Annotated in this window: 14 protein-coding genes; 10 read left to right on the top strand and 4 right to left on the bottom strand. The window is 61.7% G+C overall.

The window, feature by feature from the left end:
* The first annotated feature begins 92 nt into the window (after nt 1–92).
* From gyrA to V6L75_RS01350, 3 genes are all read left to right on the top strand, one after another.
* Entirely contained in the window at nt 93–2828 is a 2736-nt protein-coding gene (gene gyrA / locus V6L75_RS01360) for a DNA gyrase subunit A (protein ID WP_425498658.1), read from the top strand.
* A gap of 438 nt (nt 2829–3266) precedes the next feature.
* Complete coding sequence (locus V6L75_RS01355; protein ID WP_334249735.1) at nt 3267–4619, top strand: metal-dependent hydrolase family protein; 1353 nt, start codon at nt 3267–3269, stop codon at nt 4617–4619.
* A 43-nt stretch (nt 4620–4662) separates the two neighbouring features.
* Nucleotides 4663–5481 (top strand): hypothetical protein, encoded by an 819-nt coding sequence (locus V6L75_RS01350; RefSeq protein WP_425498657.1) that lies wholly within the window; start codon nt 4663–4665, stop codon nt 5479–5481.
* Between the two features lie 286 nt (nt 5482–5767).
* Here the strand turns inward: V6L75_RS01350 and V6L75_RS01345 are convergent, their stop codons facing one another.
* Both V6L75_RS01345 and V6L75_RS01340 read right to left on the bottom strand, forming a co-directional pair.
* Nucleotides 5768–6127: a hypothetical protein gene (locus V6L75_RS01345; RefSeq protein ID WP_334249734.1), complete on the bottom strand. Its 360-nt coding sequence runs from the start codon at nt 6125–6127 to the stop codon at nt 5768–5770.
* A gap of 195 nt (nt 6128–6322) precedes the next feature.
* A complete protein-coding gene (locus tag V6L75_RS01340; RefSeq protein WP_334249733.1) occupies nt 6323–6610 on the bottom strand; it encodes a hypothetical protein in 288 nt (95 codons plus the stop codon).
* 196 nt (nt 6611–6806) lie between these two features.
* Between V6L75_RS01340 and coaD the strand changes: the two genes are divergently transcribed.
* The 5 genes from coaD to tgt all read left to right on the top strand — a co-directional run bounded on the left by coaD (nt 6807) and on the right by tgt (nt 10804).
* Nucleotides 6807–7313: a pantetheine-phosphate adenylyltransferase gene (gene coaD, locus V6L75_RS01335; RefSeq protein WP_334249732.1), complete on the top strand. Its 507-nt coding sequence runs from the start codon at nt 6807–6809 to the stop codon at nt 7311–7313.
* 41 nt (nt 7314–7354) lie between these two features.
* Nucleotides 7355–7894 (top strand): peptidylprolyl isomerase, encoded by a 540-nt coding sequence (locus tag V6L75_RS01330; protein WP_425498641.1) that lies wholly within the window; start codon nt 7355–7357, stop codon nt 7892–7894.
* Nucleotides 7895–7989: 95 nt separating this feature from the next.
* Nucleotides 7990–8424 carry a peptidylprolyl isomerase gene (locus V6L75_RS01325; RefSeq protein ID WP_425498656.1) on the top strand — a complete coding sequence of 145 codons (435 nt, stop codon included), beginning with the start codon at nt 7990–7992 and terminating at the stop codon, nt 8422–8424.
* Between the two features lie 113 nt (nt 8425–8537).
* Nucleotides 8538–9656 carry a tRNA preQ1(34) S-adenosylmethionine ribosyltransferase-isomerase QueA gene (gene queA / locus V6L75_RS01320; RefSeq protein ID WP_334249730.1) on the top strand — a complete coding sequence of 373 codons (1119 nt, stop codon included), beginning with the start codon at nt 8538–8540 and terminating at the stop codon, nt 9654–9656.
* On the top strand, nt 9653–10804 hold the full coding sequence (tgt, locus tag V6L75_RS01315; RefSeq protein ID WP_334249729.1) for a tRNA guanosine(34) transglycosylase Tgt: 1152 nt from the start codon (nt 9653–9655) through the stop codon (nt 10802–10804). The genes queA and tgt overlap by 4 nt, the downstream gene beginning before the upstream one ends.
* Before the next feature lie 247 nt (nt 10805–11051).
* Here tgt and V6L75_RS01310 read toward each other — a convergent pair whose 3' ends face one another.
* Nucleotides 11052–11513, bottom strand: coding sequence for a DUF4864 domain-containing protein (locus V6L75_RS01310; protein ID WP_334249728.1), 462 nt, complete (start codon nt 11511–11513; stop codon nt 11052–11054).
* A gap of 157 nt (nt 11514–11670) precedes the next feature.
* A complete protein-coding gene (gene galU / locus V6L75_RS01305) occupies nt 11671–12561 on the bottom strand; it encodes a UTP--glucose-1-phosphate uridylyltransferase GalU (RefSeq protein ID WP_334249727.1) in 891 nt (296 codons plus the stop codon).
* A 224-nt stretch (nt 12562–12785) separates the two neighbouring features.
* On the opposite strand from galU, the gene kdsA reads away from it, so the two are divergent.
* Both kdsA and eno read left to right on the top strand, forming a co-directional pair.
* Nucleotides 12786–13628 (top strand): 3-deoxy-8-phosphooctulonate synthase, encoded by an 843-nt coding sequence (kdsA, locus tag V6L75_RS01300; protein ID WP_334249726.1) that lies wholly within the window; start codon nt 12786–12788, stop codon nt 13626–13628.
* Nucleotides 13629–13749: 121 nt separating this feature from the next.
* Nucleotides 13750–15024, top strand: coding sequence for a phosphopyruvate hydratase (eno, locus tag V6L75_RS01295; protein ID WP_334249725.1), 1275 nt, complete (start codon nt 13750–13752; stop codon nt 15022–15024).
* Nucleotides 15025–15254: the final 230 nt, after the last annotated feature.

The raw sequence follows: 15254 nt of genomic DNA, 5'->3' as shown, positions 1-15254 counted from the left end.
AGAAGGCGAGTAACTCCTTGGCCGATCAGGATTCAAGTACGCCGGGCGCATCCCTGCCGTCCGACATTCGCCCCGTCTCCATCACGGATGAGATGAAGCGCAGCTATCTCGATTACGCCATGAGCGTGATTGTCAGCCGTGCGCTTCCGGACGTGAGGGACGGGCTCAAGCCTGTTCACCGGCGCATCCTCTATTCGATGCACGAGAACGGCTACGAATGGAACAAGCCCTACCGCAAGTCGGCCCGCGTGGTCGGTGATGTTATGGGTAAGTATCACCCGCATGGTGACAGCGCGATCTATGACGCCCTCGTGCGTATGGCGCAGAGCTTTTCCCTGCGTCTGCCGCTCATCGACGGGCAGGGCAACTTCGGCTCGGTGGACGGCGACCCGGCTGCGGCCATGCGCTATACCGAGTGCCGTCTGGAAAAGGTTGCCCACACACTTCTGGATGACATCGACAAGGATACCGTCAATTTCCAGGAGAACTACGACAGCTCCGAGACCGAGCCTGTCGTCCTTCCGGCGAAATTCCCGAACCTGCTCGTCAATGGCGCAGGCGGCATCGCAGTCGGTATGGCCACCAACATTCCGCCGCACAACCTCGGCGAAGTGATCGATGGCGCCATCGCTGTGATGGAAAACCCGGCGATCAGCCTCGGCGAGCTGATGGAAATTATCCCCGGCCCGGACTTCCCGACCGGCGGCACGATCCTCGGCCGCTCCGGCATCCGCTCGGCCTATGAGACGGGCCGCGGCTCGCTGGTCATGCGCGGCAAGGTCGAGGTGGAGCAGCTGCGCGCCGGGCGCGAGGCGCTGATCGTCACCGAGATCCCCTATCAGGTCAACAAGTCCACGATGATCGAGAAGATCGCCGAACTGGTGCGCGAAAAGCGCATCGAAGGCATCTCCGACATCCGCGACGAGAGCGACCGTCTCGGCATGCGCGTGGTGATCGAGCTGAAGAAGGATGCCGTCGCCGACGTGATCCTCAACCAGCTCTACCGCTTCTCCTCGCTGCAGCAGAGCTTCGGCTGCAATATGGTGGCGCTGAACGGCGGCCGTCCCGAGCAGATGACGCTGATGGACATGCTGAAGGCATTCGTCGCCTTCCGCGAGGAAGTCATTGGCCGGCGCACCCGCTTCCTGCTGGCCAAGGCGCGTGACCGCGCCCATGTGCTGGTGGGCCTTGCCATCGCCGTTGCCAACATTGATGAGGTGATCCACCTCATCCGCACCGCGCCGGACCCGGCCACCGCCCGCGCCCTGCTGATGGGCCGCGACTGGCCGGCCAAGGACATGGAGCCGCTGGTCCGCCTCATCGACGACCCGCGCCACACCGTCAACGAAGACGGCAGCTACCGGCTTTCCGAGGAACAGGCCCGCGCCATCCTCGACCTGCGCCTGCAGCGCCTGACCGCCCTTGGCCGCGATGAAATCGGCGATGAGCTGAACAAGCTCGGCGACGAGATTTCCGACTATCTGGAAATCCTGCGCTCGCGTGCCCGGGTGCAGCAGATCATCCGCGAGGAGCTGCTGGCCATCCGCAACGACTTCGCCACGCCCCGCAAGACGGAGCTGGTGGAAGGCGGCGCGGATCTGGAGGATGAAGACCTCATCCAGCGCGAGGACATGGTGGTCACCGTCAGCCATGGCGGCTACATCAAGCGCGTGCCGCTGGCGACTTACCGCGCCCAGCGCCGTGGCGGCAAGGGCCGCTCGGGCATGGCGACGAAGGACGAGGATTTCGTCACCCGCCTGTTCGTGGCCAACACCCACACGCCGGTGCTGTTCTTCTCTTCACGCGGCATCGTCTACAAGATGAAAGTCTGGCGCCTGCCGCTGGGCGGGCCGACCTCGCGTGGCAAGGCACTGATCAACATGCTGCCGCTGGAACCCGGCGAGCAGATCTCCTCGATCATGCCGCTGCCGGAGAACGAGGACACCTGGGGTGATCTGGACGTGATGTTCGCCACGACGCGCGGCACCGTGCGCCGGAACAAGCTGTCCGACTTCACCCAGATCAACCGCTCCGGCAAGATCGCCATGAAGCTGGAAGAGGGCGACGGCATCGTCGGCGTCTTCACCTGCACCGAGCATGACGATGTGATGCTGACGACGGCGGCCGGCCAGTGCATCCGCTTCCCCGTGTCCGATGTGCGCGTCTTTGCGGGCCGCAACTCGGTCGGTGTGCGCGGCATCAACCTGGCGGACGATGACCGTCTGATCTCCATGACGATCCTGCGCCACTTCAACGCCACCTCGGAAGAGCGTGCCGCCTATCTGAAGCTCCGCCGCCTGATGCGCGGTGAGGCCGATGATGCGGGCAGCGAAGCTGTGGCCGAGGAAGGCGAGGAAGCCGCAGCCGGTGAACTGCCGCAGGAGCGCTATGCCGAAATGAGCGCGGCGGAACAGGTGATCCTCACCGTCTCCGAAAACGGCTACGGCAAGCGCACCTCGTCCTTCGAGTACCGGGTGACCGGACGCGGCGGCAAGGGCATCACGGCCATGGCGGTGAACAAGCGCAACGGCCCGCTGATTGCCTCCTTCCCCGTGGAAGACCGCGACCAGATCATGCTGGTGACCGACGGCGGCCAGCTGATCCGCTGCCCGGTTGACGGCATCCGCGTCGCCGGCCGCGCCACCCAGGGCGTCATCGTCTTCAACACCGCCGAGGACGAAAAGGTTGTCGCCGTGGAACGCGTCAGCGAGGAAGACGACAGCGAAGAAGCCGTGGACGGCATCGCCGCTGAAGGTGCTGCCGGTGAGGGCGCTGGCCCGGAAGCTGGTGAGGACACCGGCGGCGAGGACACGAGCGGCGAAGAGTAAGCCGCACGGTGTTCTGACGCAGAAACGAGAAGGGCCGTCCCATCTGGGCGGCCCTTTTGCCTTGCGGTACGATAAGTGCCCGTACAATGTGATCTTCTTACTGAGATTTTTAAATAATATTCCGGAAGACCTGAGTATATATAAAGTATCCTGCTTCTCCTGCCGTTGTCTTGCGTGTTCTTGCCGGTGGCATTATAACGGCTCTTGCATAACAATATCGTGAGGTATGTCTTATTCTCATGGACGACGAATGGTTGCAGCCGCAAACTGAGCAAGACAATATAGCTATTATGATGTTTCTTGGGCGCTATGTTCGCTGCGTAACGGGGGGTGAAATTGTTCAGTCTTGGCCGAAGATACGAGCACCTTGCTCACAATGCTGATTGTGCCTGCCATAGTCTTGGCGCTCAGACGCTGTTTGCAAAGATTGGCCGTGACATGTCGCGCCGTTCGGTGATCAAGGGAATTGCTGCGACACTTTCAGCCCCTGCTCTGGGGCTCGTCAATCCTGCCTTCGCGCAAACGGCCGGCAGGCCCGTGCTGTTCACGAATGCCAGTGTGTTTGATGGTGTGGGCACGAAGCTGATTGGCGGACAGAATGTTCTAGTTGAAGGCAAGCTAATCAAGGCGCTCGTACCGGTGGGCGAAACCGTGGCAGATGCAGAAGTGATTGACTGCGGCGGCCGCACACTGATGCCTGGTATGATTGATGCGCACTGGCATTCCATTCTGGCTGGGATCTCACGTGTTGTGGCGATGTCTGCCGATGTTCCCTATGTTCATCTCGTCGCCGCCCAAGAGGCCGAGCGGACTGTCCTTCGCGGCTTTACAACAGTGCGTGACACTGGCGGTCCTTCGTTTTCCCTGAAGCGGGCCATCGACGAGGGACGCATCGCGGGGCCTCGCATCTATCCTTCCGGTGCCATGATTTCCCAAACCTCGGGCCATGGCGATTTCCGCCTGCGAACTGACTTGCCGCGATCACCGCAGACCAATCTCAGTGCCGCAGAGGAGGCCGGCATTTCAGCGATTGCCGACGGCGAAGCGGAGGTGTTGCGCCGCGTTCGTGAGCAGCTGATGCTGGGTGCCAGCCAGATCAAGATCATGGGCGGCGGAGGTGTGGCATCGGTTTATGATCCGATCGACACTGTTCAATATTCAGAAGCCGAAATGAGGGCCGCAGTTTCCGCTGCAGCTGACTGGGGGACCTATGTCTGTATTCATGCCTACACTTCGGCCGCTATTCAGCGTGCTCTGGCTTGTGGCGTGAAATCAATCGAACATGGCCAGCTCGCAGATGATGAGGCCGCCAGACGTATGGCCGATTCAGAAGCATGGTGGAGCATCCAGCCTTTCCTTGCCGATGAGGATGCCAATTCATATTCATCGCCTGAGCAGCGGGCTCAACAGAAGCGCATCGCCGAAGGTACAGCTCGTGCCGTCGAACTTGGCCGCAAGTACGGGGTTAAGATGGCTCTGGGAACCGACATTCTTTTCAATCCGTTGGGGACGGCGTCTCAGGGTAAACAATTAGCCAAGTTTGCAAGGTGGTATGGCAATGCAGAGGTGCTCCGGCTTCTGACGAGCGGAAATGCAGAGCTTGTAGCTCTGTCTGGAGCACGCGATCCGTATCCTGCGAAGCTGGGATACATCGGGGCTGGAGCCTATGCGGATATTCTGGTGATCGATGGCGATCCTCTGGGGAACATCAGCCTGATTGCGGACCCTGATCGAACGTTGAAGCTCGTCATGAAGGATGGGCGTATCCATAAGAACATGCTGTCTGTATGAACGAGGGGAGGAGAACTTGAAAAGAGTTGCAGCGTTTTTCATTCTGTTCTTGAGCTCGGCTCATGCGGCGGGAGCAGCAGATGTCGCTATGGGGCAGGGTGTTTCCCTTTCCGAGCCGGAAGATGATTCACGCTGGGTGACACAGGTCACGCCTTATCTCTGGGCGGCCGGCCTTGAGGGGAAAATTTCACCTTTCCGGCGCGGCCCCGTCATCGAAACGGACAAGTCCTTTTCCGATGTGCTTGATGACCTGAATTTTGGCGGTTTCGCCAATCTCTGGACACGTCATGGCCGTTTCGTCTTTTCGGGCGATGCTATGTACATCAAGACTACAGATGCCGACGCCATCGGGCCGTTGCCCGCGTTTCAGATACCCGGCCTTGGCGTAACCATTCCTGTAGGGGCCACCATCGGCGCACGTGTCGATACTGAGCAATTTATGGCGACTTTGCAGGGTGGATACCGCATTGTCGAGACTCCGCGGTTCACGCTTGACGCGCTTGCAGGTGCCCGGATCTGGCATATCTCCAATGAGATCAAGGTGACGGCAGAGCACACCGGAATTGGCCGCCGGACTGCTAGCTATGGGGAGAGCTTCGGCTGGGCCGATCCGCTCGCGGGCCTTCGCGCATTTGTCCCTCTAACTGAACAGTTTTCGCTACAGGCACAGGCGGATGCTGGCGGCTTTGGGGCGGGTGCAGACCTTACGTGGTCTGTGCTGGCTACAGCAAACTATACGGTGAATGATAGCCTATCCTTGTCTGCGGGTTACAAGGCATTGAAAGTTGATTATGACCGCGATGGGCACGTCTATGACGTGTTCTTAAGTGGTCCCGTTGTTGGCGTGACCTTGCGTTTCTGAGCCATTCTCGTTGAACGTAAAGCCGCTGGCTCTGTTCTGTCTAAATGTTTTCGAACGATGATAGGCGCATATCTAGTTTACGCCTGTACAGAACCTGGATTGAAGGCGGTGTCTGTGAAAACAGCAATGAACCTGACGCTTTAGCTGGCTGATGCGCCTTCCGAGCTGCTAGGCGGTACGATCTTGCAAGAAAATTTAGATAAGAAAAGACGGATGAGGCTGCTGCTCTCATCCGCCTTTAGTCGTGGGGGGAAGTTTGGGGGAGGGAGGAGGTCAGAGGTGGGGATCAGCCTTCAACCGGGGTCCGCACGAGGACCGAAACCGGGCCGCCGGGGCGCTGTTCCACCGTGGTGGTGGAGATGGAGCGCACCGTGCGCTCGCCGTTGAGGCTGGCGAGGCAGGCGGCAGACCAGTTGCCCCAGCTCTGGCCGTCACAGGCAGAGGGAAGGCTTGCTTCAACCCGGTTGCCCTTGGTCGCCTGAGCGGTCTGGGTGGTTTCGAACTGGGCGAAGGCCAGTGCCACGGAGGCAAGGACGCCGAGGATGGCCAGCGCAAAAAGTCCGGCAACTCCGGCGAAGCTCAACCTGGCAATGTTGAAGCTGGTTGTCCCGGAAACATGCGGTGTAAAGCTGTTCTGCGTCGTCATCTGGCTCTCTCCTGCCATCTGGTCAGGTTGTGAGAGCATAACACCTCAGAAACGGCTTTGGTTCCGTGACAGGCGTCACAAGTTGTCACGAAAAAAGCTGCAGGCCGCCACGGTGATGCCGGAACTTACCTTGGGTCAGATCCGGATGGGGCGGCCTGCTGTCTGAATCAGAGGGCCAGAATTCAGGTGCCAGGCTCAGAGAGCCGGGCCGCCGTTGCGTGGCCGGTCGTCGCGGGCGCGGTAGGAGCAGGCCGGTTCTTCCTTCAGGAACTTCAGTTCGGCGCAGCCGTAAGGATCCTTCACGGCAGTCTTGCCGGGCGTCAGCGTCTGAGGCGGCAGAGGGGCTGCGATCGTGTCGAGGCGGGCAATGCCCGCGCCCATGAGGAGAACGAGTCCGGCCAGCGCTGCCAGCCAGAAAGCAACAGGTGTTGAGACGCGCGAAAAAAGCCCGTCTCTCAGGGAGGAGAGGAATGTTGTTTTCATGATGAGCCGGATATGGGCCTGTTCGGGCCTCATGTCCAGCCAAGCTGGCTAAACAAATTGTCAACGTTATGTGAACACGTTGAAACTGTGTTCAGTGAACGGCAGGCGGGTTTCAGATGCGCCCATCTTTGTGCAAGCCGCAGGCCCGGTGCCGCGATGGCTTGCCGGGCAATGCCAAGGGCGCTATCACTTTGCCATGACACGTACCGCCCTTTACGCTGGATCCTTTGATCCCATCACCAACGGCCATCTCGACGTGCTTGTCCAGGCGCTCAGCCTTGCGGACAAGGTGATCGTCGCCATTGGTGTCCATCCCGGCAAGACGCCGATGTTCTCGTTCGATGAACGGGCGGACCTGATCCGCGCCTGCGTGGCAGACAGGCTTGGGGAAGCGGCCGGGGAACGGGTGTCCGTGCTGTCCTTCAGCGGGCTTGTGGTGGAAACGGCGAAGGCCGAGGGCGCCAGCATGCTCATTCGCGGCCTGCGCGACGGCACGGATTTCGACTATGAAATGCAGATGGCGGGTATGAACGGCACCATGGTGCCCGATGTTCATACCGTTTTTCTTCCCGCCTCACCGGGCGTGCGTCACATCACTGCCACGCTTGTGCGTCAGATCGCGCGCATGGGCGGTGATATCACCCCCTTTGTCCCGGCACCGGTTGCAGGCCCGCTTGCGGCCCGGGCTGCGGAAAAGGGCTGATCTGTCAGCTGTCCAGTCATTTGTTGTATCAGGAGCATCGCGTGAAACGCATTTTTGCATGCCTTGCGGTCATCTTGTCGCTCGTCCTCGCCCCCGCGATCCCGCAGGCCCAGACGCTCGACAAGGAAAACACCCTCTATCTGGACTTGAAGGATGGCCGCGTCGTCATCCGCCTGCGCCCGGACCTTGCGCCCAATCATGTGGAGCGAATCAAGAAGCTGACCCGCGCAGGCTTCTATGATGGTCATGTCTTCCACCGCGTCATCGACGGCTTCATGGCCCAGACGGGCGACCCCACCGGCACCGGCATGGGCGGCTCCGGGGAGCCGGATCTGGCGGCCGAGTTTTCCCGCACACCGTTCAAGCGCGGCACGCTCGGCATGGCACGTGCCGCTTCGCCGGACAGTGCCAATTCGCAGTTCTTCATCATGTTTGCGGACGGCGACTGGCTGAACGGCGAGTACACGGTCTGGGGCGAAGTGGTCGAAGGCATGGAATTCGTCGACAAGATTGCCAAGGGCGAGCCGCCCGCCAACCCGGACAAGATCATCAAGATGACGGTTGCTGCCGACGCGGGTTGACCGCGGCGCTGTGCAGGCTAAAACCCGTCCATACACAAGCATCCGAACTGGAGATCCAAGTGGCAGACTACAAGGACAGCGAAAACACGCTCCTGATGGAAACGACCAAGGGAGCCGTGGTCATTGAAATGCGTCCGGACCTTGCGCCGACCCACGTGGCCCGCATCAAGGAACTCGTCCGCGAGGGCTTTTACAACGGCATCGTCTTCCACCGCGTGATCGAAGGCTTCATGGCCCAGACTGGCTGCCCGCATGGCACCGGCACCGGCGGCTCGGGCAAGAAGCTGAAGGCCGAATTCTCCAAGGAGAAGCACAAGCGCGGCACCTGCTCCATGGCCCGCGCCATGGACCCGAACTCCGGCGACAGCCAGTTCTTCATCTGCTTCACCGACGCGCCCTGGCTCGATGGCCAGTACACCGTCTGGGGCGAGGTGATTTCCGGCATGGAAAACATCGACCAGATCAAGCGCGGCGAGCCCGTCCGTGACCCGGACAGTATCGTGTCGCTGAAGGTTGCGGCGGACGCCTGATTTTCGTATGAGCCGGGAAACCGGCATCATGTAGCGCGGGCGTGGCGGATCAGATCTGCCGCGCCCGATTGCTTGTGCCCTTGCTCCGACACCGTTGCTGAAGAACCGCCCCCATGCGTGTTGACGACTTCGACTTTGACCTGCCGCCCGAGCGTATCGCCCTGAGGCCCGCCCGGCCGCGTGATGCGGCGCGCATGCTGCTGGTGCGCCCGCAGGCTGATGCGGTTCTGGAGGACCGGGGCGTTCTCGATCTGCCTGGGCTGCTGCAGCCGGGCGATGCGCTTGTCTTCAACAACACCAAGGTGATCCCGGCACAGCTGGAAGGCACGCGCCAGCGCGGCGATGCGGTCGCCACCATCGGCGCCACGCTGCATCTGCGCGCCGGCGCTGACCGCTGGTGGGCCTTTGTCCGTCCGGCCAAGAAGCTGGTGCCCGGTGACCGGGTGCGCTTTGGTACGGCCAGTGAGGGCATGGCCTGCCTGGCAGGCGTGCTGGATGCGACGGTGGCGGAGAAGAAGGACACGGGCGAAGTGCTCTTCGTCTTTGATCTTGCGGGGCCGGATCTAGACGCCGCCATCCACGCCACCGGCCATATTCCGCTGCCGCCCTATATCGCAGCCAAGCGCGGCGAGGATGCGCAGGACCGGGAAGACTATCAGACCATCTATGCCGAGAAGGAAGGCGCTGTGGCCGCGCCGACTGCGGGCCTGCACTTCACCCCGCGCCTGTTCGAGATGCTGGATGCGCGCGGCATCGAGCGCCACACGGTGACGCTGCACGTGGGCGCCGGCACCTTTCTGCCCGTGAAGGCGGATGACACGGACGAGCACGAGATGCACGCCGAGTGGGGCGAGATTGCCGGTGAAACGGCTGCGGCGCTGAAGGCGGTGCGGGCGCGGGGCAACAAGGTGGTTGCCGTGGGCACCACCTCGCTGCGCATTCTGGAAAGCGCGGCACAAGGCCCCGGCGGGCTTGCCGCCTTCCGGGGCGAAACGCGCATCTTCATCACGCCGGGCTACCGCTTCCGCGCCATTGATGCGCTGATGACCAATTTCCACCTGCCGCGCTCGACGCTGTTCATGCTGGTGTCCGCCCTCAGCGGCCTGGAGACCATGCGCGCGGCCTATGCCCATGCGATTGCCGATGGCTACCGGTTCTACAGCTATGGCGACAGCTCGCTGCTGTTTCCCGCTGCCGGAAGCATCGCCGCCCAGGATGAGATCGACCGATGACCGGTGACACCCAGCGTTTCTCCTTCCGCCTGCTTGCGACCGATGGCATGGCCCGGCGCGGGGAGATCACCACGCCGCACGGCCTCGTGCGCACGCCAGCTTTCATGCCCGTGGGCACGCAGGCAACTGTCAAGGCCATGTACACCGATCAGGTGCGGGAGCTTGGCGCCGATGTGGTGCTGGGCAACACCTATCACCTGATGCTGCGCCCCGGTGCCGAGCGTGTGGCACGTCTTGGCGGGCTGCATCACTTCATGAAGTGGCCGCACACGATTCTGACAGACTCGGGCGGCTTTCAGGTCATGTCGCTGGCGCAGCTGCGCAAGCTGGACGAGACGGGCGTCAAGTTCCAGAGCCATATCGATGGCCAGCGTTATCATCTGACGCCGGAACGCTCCGTCGAAATCCAGGGGCTGCTCGGCTCCGACATCCAGATGCAGCTGGACGAATGCATCGGCCTGCCAGCACCTGAAAAGGAAGTGCAGCGGGCGATGGAGCTGTCGCTCCGCTGGGCCGAGCGCTCGCGCGCGAAGTTCGAGGCCATGGGCGGCGTTGAAAAGGGGCAGGGGCTCTATGGCATCGTGCAGGGCGGAGACGTGCCGCATCTGCGCATCCGCTCCGCCGAGAGCCTCGCGGCCATGCCGTTCGAGGGCTATTCGGTTGGCGGCCTTGCGGTTGGCGAGCCGCAGGACGTGATGCTGCGCATGCTGGAAGTCACCACACCGGTGATGCCGGTGGACAAGCCGCGCTATCTGATGGGCGTCGGTACGCCGGACGATATTCTGGAAAGCGTTGCCCGCGGCATCGATCAGTTCGACTGCGTAATGCCGACCCGCGCCGGCCGCCATGGCCTCGCCTTCACCCGCCGCGGCAAGATCAACCTGAAGAATGCGCGTCACGCCGATGATCCGCGTCCGCTGGACGAGGAGAGTGATTGCCCGGCGGCGCGCGACTACTCCCGCGCCTATCTGCATCATCTGGTGAAGGCCGGTGAGGGGCTGGCGGCCATGCTGCTGACCTGGAACAACCTTGCCTATTACCAGCAGCTGATGCAGGGCATGCGCGATGCCATCGAGGCCGGACGCTTCGAGGATCACCGCCTCAGCGTCAAGGAAGGCTGGGCCAAGGGCGACCTGCCGCCGCTGTAAGGGGGGGCTCAGGTGGTCGCTACTGCACGTCGAACACACGTTCCGAGCCGCCCCGGCCTTGTGCCGGGGCCTGTGAGGCGGGTACCGCCTTCGCGGCTTTAAAGGCTGGCTTGAGCAGGCTGGAGGTGCAATGTCACTGCGTCCCTGACAGGTCCCGGCACAAGGCCGGGACGGCGCGTGAGGAGGGGATGCGGGCCGTAGTGTTTGCCCGCATGCTTTGCAAGCCCGACAACGCCTTGCAATCCGCTTACGCCTGAAAGCCCTTGTCCTTGCGCAGGATGCAGCCGGAAATGCCCCAGGTGCCGTCCTCACGCCTTGCAAAGGAGTAGAGCGCCAGCCAGTCGTCCCCATCGGGACCGGTGACGAAGACTTCCTGAACGGGTCCGTTCTTCGTCTGGCGCAGCTTGCCGAAGCTGACGCTCTTTGGCCGGTAGACGGGCAAGTAGACCTCCCTCACCATGTTGATGAAGATGTCTGGCGTCATGAACTGCTTCTGCAATCCGGGTGTGGCAAAAGAAAAGGCCCCCGCAGCGTCATTGCGCCGGAAGGCCTGCATCTGCTGCTGGATAAGCTGACGGAACTCCTGTCCCGTGGCATCCTCAGCCTGAACCGCCTGAGGCCCGAGCCTCAGCGCTGCCGGGTCTGGCGTTATGAAAAGGCCCAGACTGCCTGCCAGAACCCACATCACTCCCTTGGCTGCTGCGTTCATGACACGTCTCCTCACGTGGGGAACATGAGAAGACTACGCCAGAAAACAAAAAAGGGATCTGCCTGTTTCGTCACGTTTTCGGGAAGAGGCGGGTTTGAGACAGAGAAAAGGGGCGGATTGCTCCGCCCCTTGAATTCGCCCGTGCCCGGAATATTGCTTATTCGGCAGCCTTGGCGCGGGTCAGGTCGGACATGATCGTCATCAACTCGCCCGAAATGTCGGACTGCTCGAGGCCGAAGGCGATGTTGGCGGCGATGAAGCCGATCTTGGAACCGCAGTCATAGGAGCGGCCTTCAAACTGCAGCGAGGTGAAAGTCTGGCTTTCCATCAGTTTGATCATGCTGTCGGTCAGCTGGATTTCGCCGCCTGCGCCCTTTTCCTGATCGGACAGCAGCTTGAAGATTTCCGGCTGCAGGATGTAACGGCCGGTGATCATCAGGTTGGACGGAGAGGTTCCCGGAGCCGGCTTTTCCACCATGCCTTCAATTGGCATGGCGCGGTTGCGCGGGCCATTGGCCAGCTTGACGATACCGTACTGGTGGGTCTGGTCTTCCGGCACTTCTTCAACGGCGATGACGTTGCCGCCGCGCTCGTTGTAGACGTCCACCATCTGGGCAAGGCAGCTCTTCTGCGACTTGACGATCACGTCCGGCAGAAGGATGGCGAAGGGCTCGTCGCCGATGATGTCACGGGCGCACCAGATGGCATGGCCCAGACCCAGCGGCTCCTGCTGACGGGTGAAGCTGGTGCTGCCTGCGTCCGGGCGGATCTTGTCGAGAAGCTCCAGCGCGGCGGCCTTGTTGCGGCGGCGCAGGGTGTCTTCCAGTTCGTAATTGATGTCAAAATGATCTTCGATGACGTGCTTGTTGCGGCCCGTCACGAAAACAATGTGCTCGATACCGGCTGCACGGGCTTCGTCCACCACGTGCTGAATGATCGGGCGGTCAACAATTGTGAGCATCTCTTTCGGAACGGCCTTGGTCGCGGGAAGAAAACGCGTACCGAGACCTGCCACCGGCAATACGGCCTTGCGGATCGGTCTGCTCATGGAAAATACTCCTGTGAAACACGTGGACTGTTTGTCCGGTAAATATGTTATGGGTTGCTCACGCTGGCGCCGAAACATGGCAAGATTGCAGGCAACACCCCCTGAATATCAAATTTTTCGCAAATGCGAAACGGGGTTGCTTGGGGTTCTGCGGAGTTGCGGCAGGGGCAAAAGGCCTGTATGCAGACCTCCGTTGGCCCCTACGCCCAAAGGATGATCTGCGCATGGTGACTCCGAACAAGGAAGTCGTTGTTGGCAACGTCACATTCTCCAATGACGCGCCTTTCTCCCTCATTGCCGGTCCCTGCCAGATGGAAAGCCGCGCACACGCGCTGGAGATGGCAGCGGCGGTCAAGGAAATCGCCGGAAATCTCGGTATTCCCGTTGTTTTCAAGAGCTCCTTCGACAAGGCGAACCGCACCTCGCTAAAAGGAAAGCGGGGCATCGGTCTCAAGGAAGCGCTGCCGGTATTCGCCGAAGTGCGCGAGACCTTCGGCATGCCGGTGATCACCGACATCCACAACGAGGCCCAGTGTGCGCCGGTTGCGGAAGTTGTTGATATCCTTCAGATCCCCGCCTTCCTCTGCCGTCAGACGGACCTTCTCGTCGCCGCTGCCCTGACGGGGCGGACGGTGAATGTGAAGAAGGGCCAGTTCCTGGCACCCTGGGACATGGCCAATGTGCTGGCCAAGATCGTCGAGAGCGGCAATCCGAATGTGCTGCTCACCGAGCGGGGCGCCTCCTTCGGCTATAATACGCTTGTCACGGACATGCGCTCTCTTCCCATCATGGCGCGCACCGGTGCGCCGGTGGTGTTCGATGCCACCCACTCGGTTCAGCAGCCGGGCGGGCAGGGGGCTTCCACAGGCGGTGACCGCACCATGGTGCCGGTCCTCGCCCGCGCGGCAGCCGCTGCAGGCATTGCAGGGCTCTTCCTCGAAACCCATGACGACCCGGACAATGCCCCGTCCGATGGTCCGAACATGGTGCCGCTGAAGGACCTTGGCGCGCTGCTTGCTCAGGTGCGCGACATTGACCGCGTGGTGAAGGCTGCCTTGCAGGCCTGACCTTAATCCATACCGCGGCGGCTGCGGGCTGCTGCGGGGAATGTGAATGCACCGGACAGATGTCCGGTTCCTACCTTGCCCGAGCCGGAGGGCCGGCCGGGCCGATCTCGAGGAGATACGAATGACCGCCATTGTCGATATCACGGCGCGCGAAATTCTGGACAGCCGCGGCAATCCGACCGTTGAAGTGGACGTGCTGCTGGAAGACGGCGCATTTGGCCGCGCCGGCGTGCCTTCTGGCGCTTCGACTGGTGCGCATGAAGCTGTCGAGCTGCGCGACGGCGGTTCCCGCTACCTGGGCAAGGGCGTGCTGAAGGCCGTCGATGCCGTCAACGGCGAGATCTTCGACACCATCGGCGGCCTCGATGCGGAAGACCAGATCCACATCGATCAGACCATGATCGAGCTGGACGGTACCCCGAACAAAGCCCGCCTCGGCGCCAACGCCATCCTCGGTGTGTCGCTGGCTGTTGCCAAGGCTGCTGCCCAGTCGTCCGGCCTGCCGCTCTACCGCTATGTCGGCGGCGCCTCCGCCCGCCTGCTGCCGGTGCCGATGATGAACATCATCAACGGCGGCGCCCATGCGGACAACCCGATCGACTTCCAGGAATTCATGATCATGCCGGTGGGTGCGGAGAACTTCTCCGAGGCGCTGCGCATGGGTGCGGAAGTGTTCCACACGCTGAAGAAGGCCCTGAAGGACGCCGGTCACAACACCAATGTGGGTGACGAAGGCGGCTTCGCGCCGAACCTCGAATCGACCGACGCTGCCATCGGCTTCGTCATGAAGGCCATCGAGAAGGCCGGTTACAAGCCGGGTGAGGACATCTACCTGGCGCTCGACGCCGCTTCCACCGAGTTCTACAAGGACGGCAAGTACGTTCTGGCCGGTGAAGGCAAGACGCTCGACTCGGACCAGATGGCCGCTTACCTCGCAGACCTCAGCGCCCGCTACCCGATCATCTCCATCGAAGACGGCATGGCCGAAGACGACTGGGCCGGCTGGAAGGCCGTGACCGAGCTGTGCGGCAACCGCGTGCAGCTGGTGGGCGACGACCTGTTCGTGACCAACACCAGCCGCCTGCGCCAGGGCATCGCCAGCGCCACCGCCAACTCGATCCTCGTCAAGGTGAACCAGATCGGCTCCCTGACCGAGACGCTGGACGCCGTGGAAACCGCCCACAAGGCCGGTTACACCGCCGTCATGTCGCACCGTTCGGGCGAAACTGAGGACGCAACCATTGCCGATCTCGCCGTTGCCACCAACTGCGGCCAGATCAAGACCGGCTCGCTGGCCCGCTCCGACCGGCTTGCCAAGTACAACCAGCTGCTGCGCATCGAGCAGGAACTGGGCTCGCAGGCCCGTTTCGCCGGCCGCTCCATCCTGAAGGCCTGATTGGCCTGACGGCTATCAGTCTGACAGACTGGTGAGTTTCAAGCCCCCGGAGCCGGAAGGTTCCGGGGGCTTTTGTTTCTGACTATTCTTATTCTGGCTATGGAGGCGGTGTGTTTTTTGCTCTGCCTTGCCACTCACCGCAGTGTCGCCCCGGCCTTTGAGCCGGGACCACTCATTTGCAGAGAGATGCCGAAATCTGCTGAAGGTGAGAAACAGATAATCTCGTGTGC

Source organism: Pannonibacter anstelovis (genome assembly GCF_036881715.1).
In the GTDB taxonomy this organism is placed as follows: Bacteria; Pseudomonadota; Alphaproteobacteria; order Rhizobiales; family Stappiaceae; genus Pannonibacter; species Pannonibacter anstelovis.
The sequence above is the reverse complement of the archived record's forward strand: the minus strand, read 5'-3'. Positions and strand labels throughout refer to the sequence as shown.

What these genes read in the sequence shown, in the direction of transcription:
- gyrA (WP_425498658.1), top strand. Translation starts at nt 93, where the DNA reads ATGAAGCGCAGCTATCTCGATTACGCCATGAGCGTGATTGTCAGCCGT.
- V6L75_RS01355 (WP_334249735.1), top strand. Translation starts at nt 3,267, where the DNA reads ATGTCGCGCCGTTCGGTGATCAAGGGAATTGCTGCGACACTTTCAGCC.
- V6L75_RS01345 (WP_334249734.1), bottom strand. Translation starts at nt 6,127, where the DNA reads ATGACGACGCAGAACAGCTTTACACCGCATGTTTCCGGGACAACCAGC.
- V6L75_RS01340 (WP_334249733.1), bottom strand. Translation starts at nt 6,610, where the DNA reads ATGAAAACAACATTCCTCTCCTCCCTGAGAGACGGGCTTTTTTCGCGC.
- coaD (WP_334249732.1), top strand. Translation starts at nt 6,807, where the DNA reads ATGACACGTACCGCCCTTTACGCTGGATCCTTTGATCCCATCACCAAC.
- V6L75_RS01325 (WP_425498656.1), top strand. Translation starts at nt 7,990, where the DNA reads ATGGAAACGACCAAGGGAGCCGTGGTCATTGAAATGCGTCCGGACCTT.
- queA (WP_334249730.1), top strand. Translation starts at nt 8,538, where the DNA reads ATGCGTGTTGACGACTTCGACTTTGACCTGCCGCCCGAGCGTATCGCC.
- tgt (WP_334249729.1), top strand. Translation starts at nt 9,653, where the DNA reads ATGACCGGTGACACCCAGCGTTTCTCCTTCCGCCTGCTTGCGACCGAT.
- V6L75_RS01310 (WP_334249728.1), bottom strand. Translation starts at nt 11,513, where the DNA reads ATGAACGCAGCAGCCAAGGGAGTGATGTGGGTTCTGGCAGGCAGTCTG.
- galU (WP_334249727.1), bottom strand. Translation starts at nt 12,561, where the DNA reads ATGAGCAGACCGATCCGCAAGGCCGTATTGCCGGTGGCAGGTCTCGGT.
- kdsA (WP_334249726.1), top strand. Translation starts at nt 12,786, where the DNA reads ATGGTGACTCCGAACAAGGAAGTCGTTGTTGGCAACGTCACATTCTCC.
- eno (WP_334249725.1), top strand. Translation starts at nt 13,750, where the DNA reads ATGACCGCCATTGTCGATATCACGGCGCGCGAAATTCTGGACAGCCGC.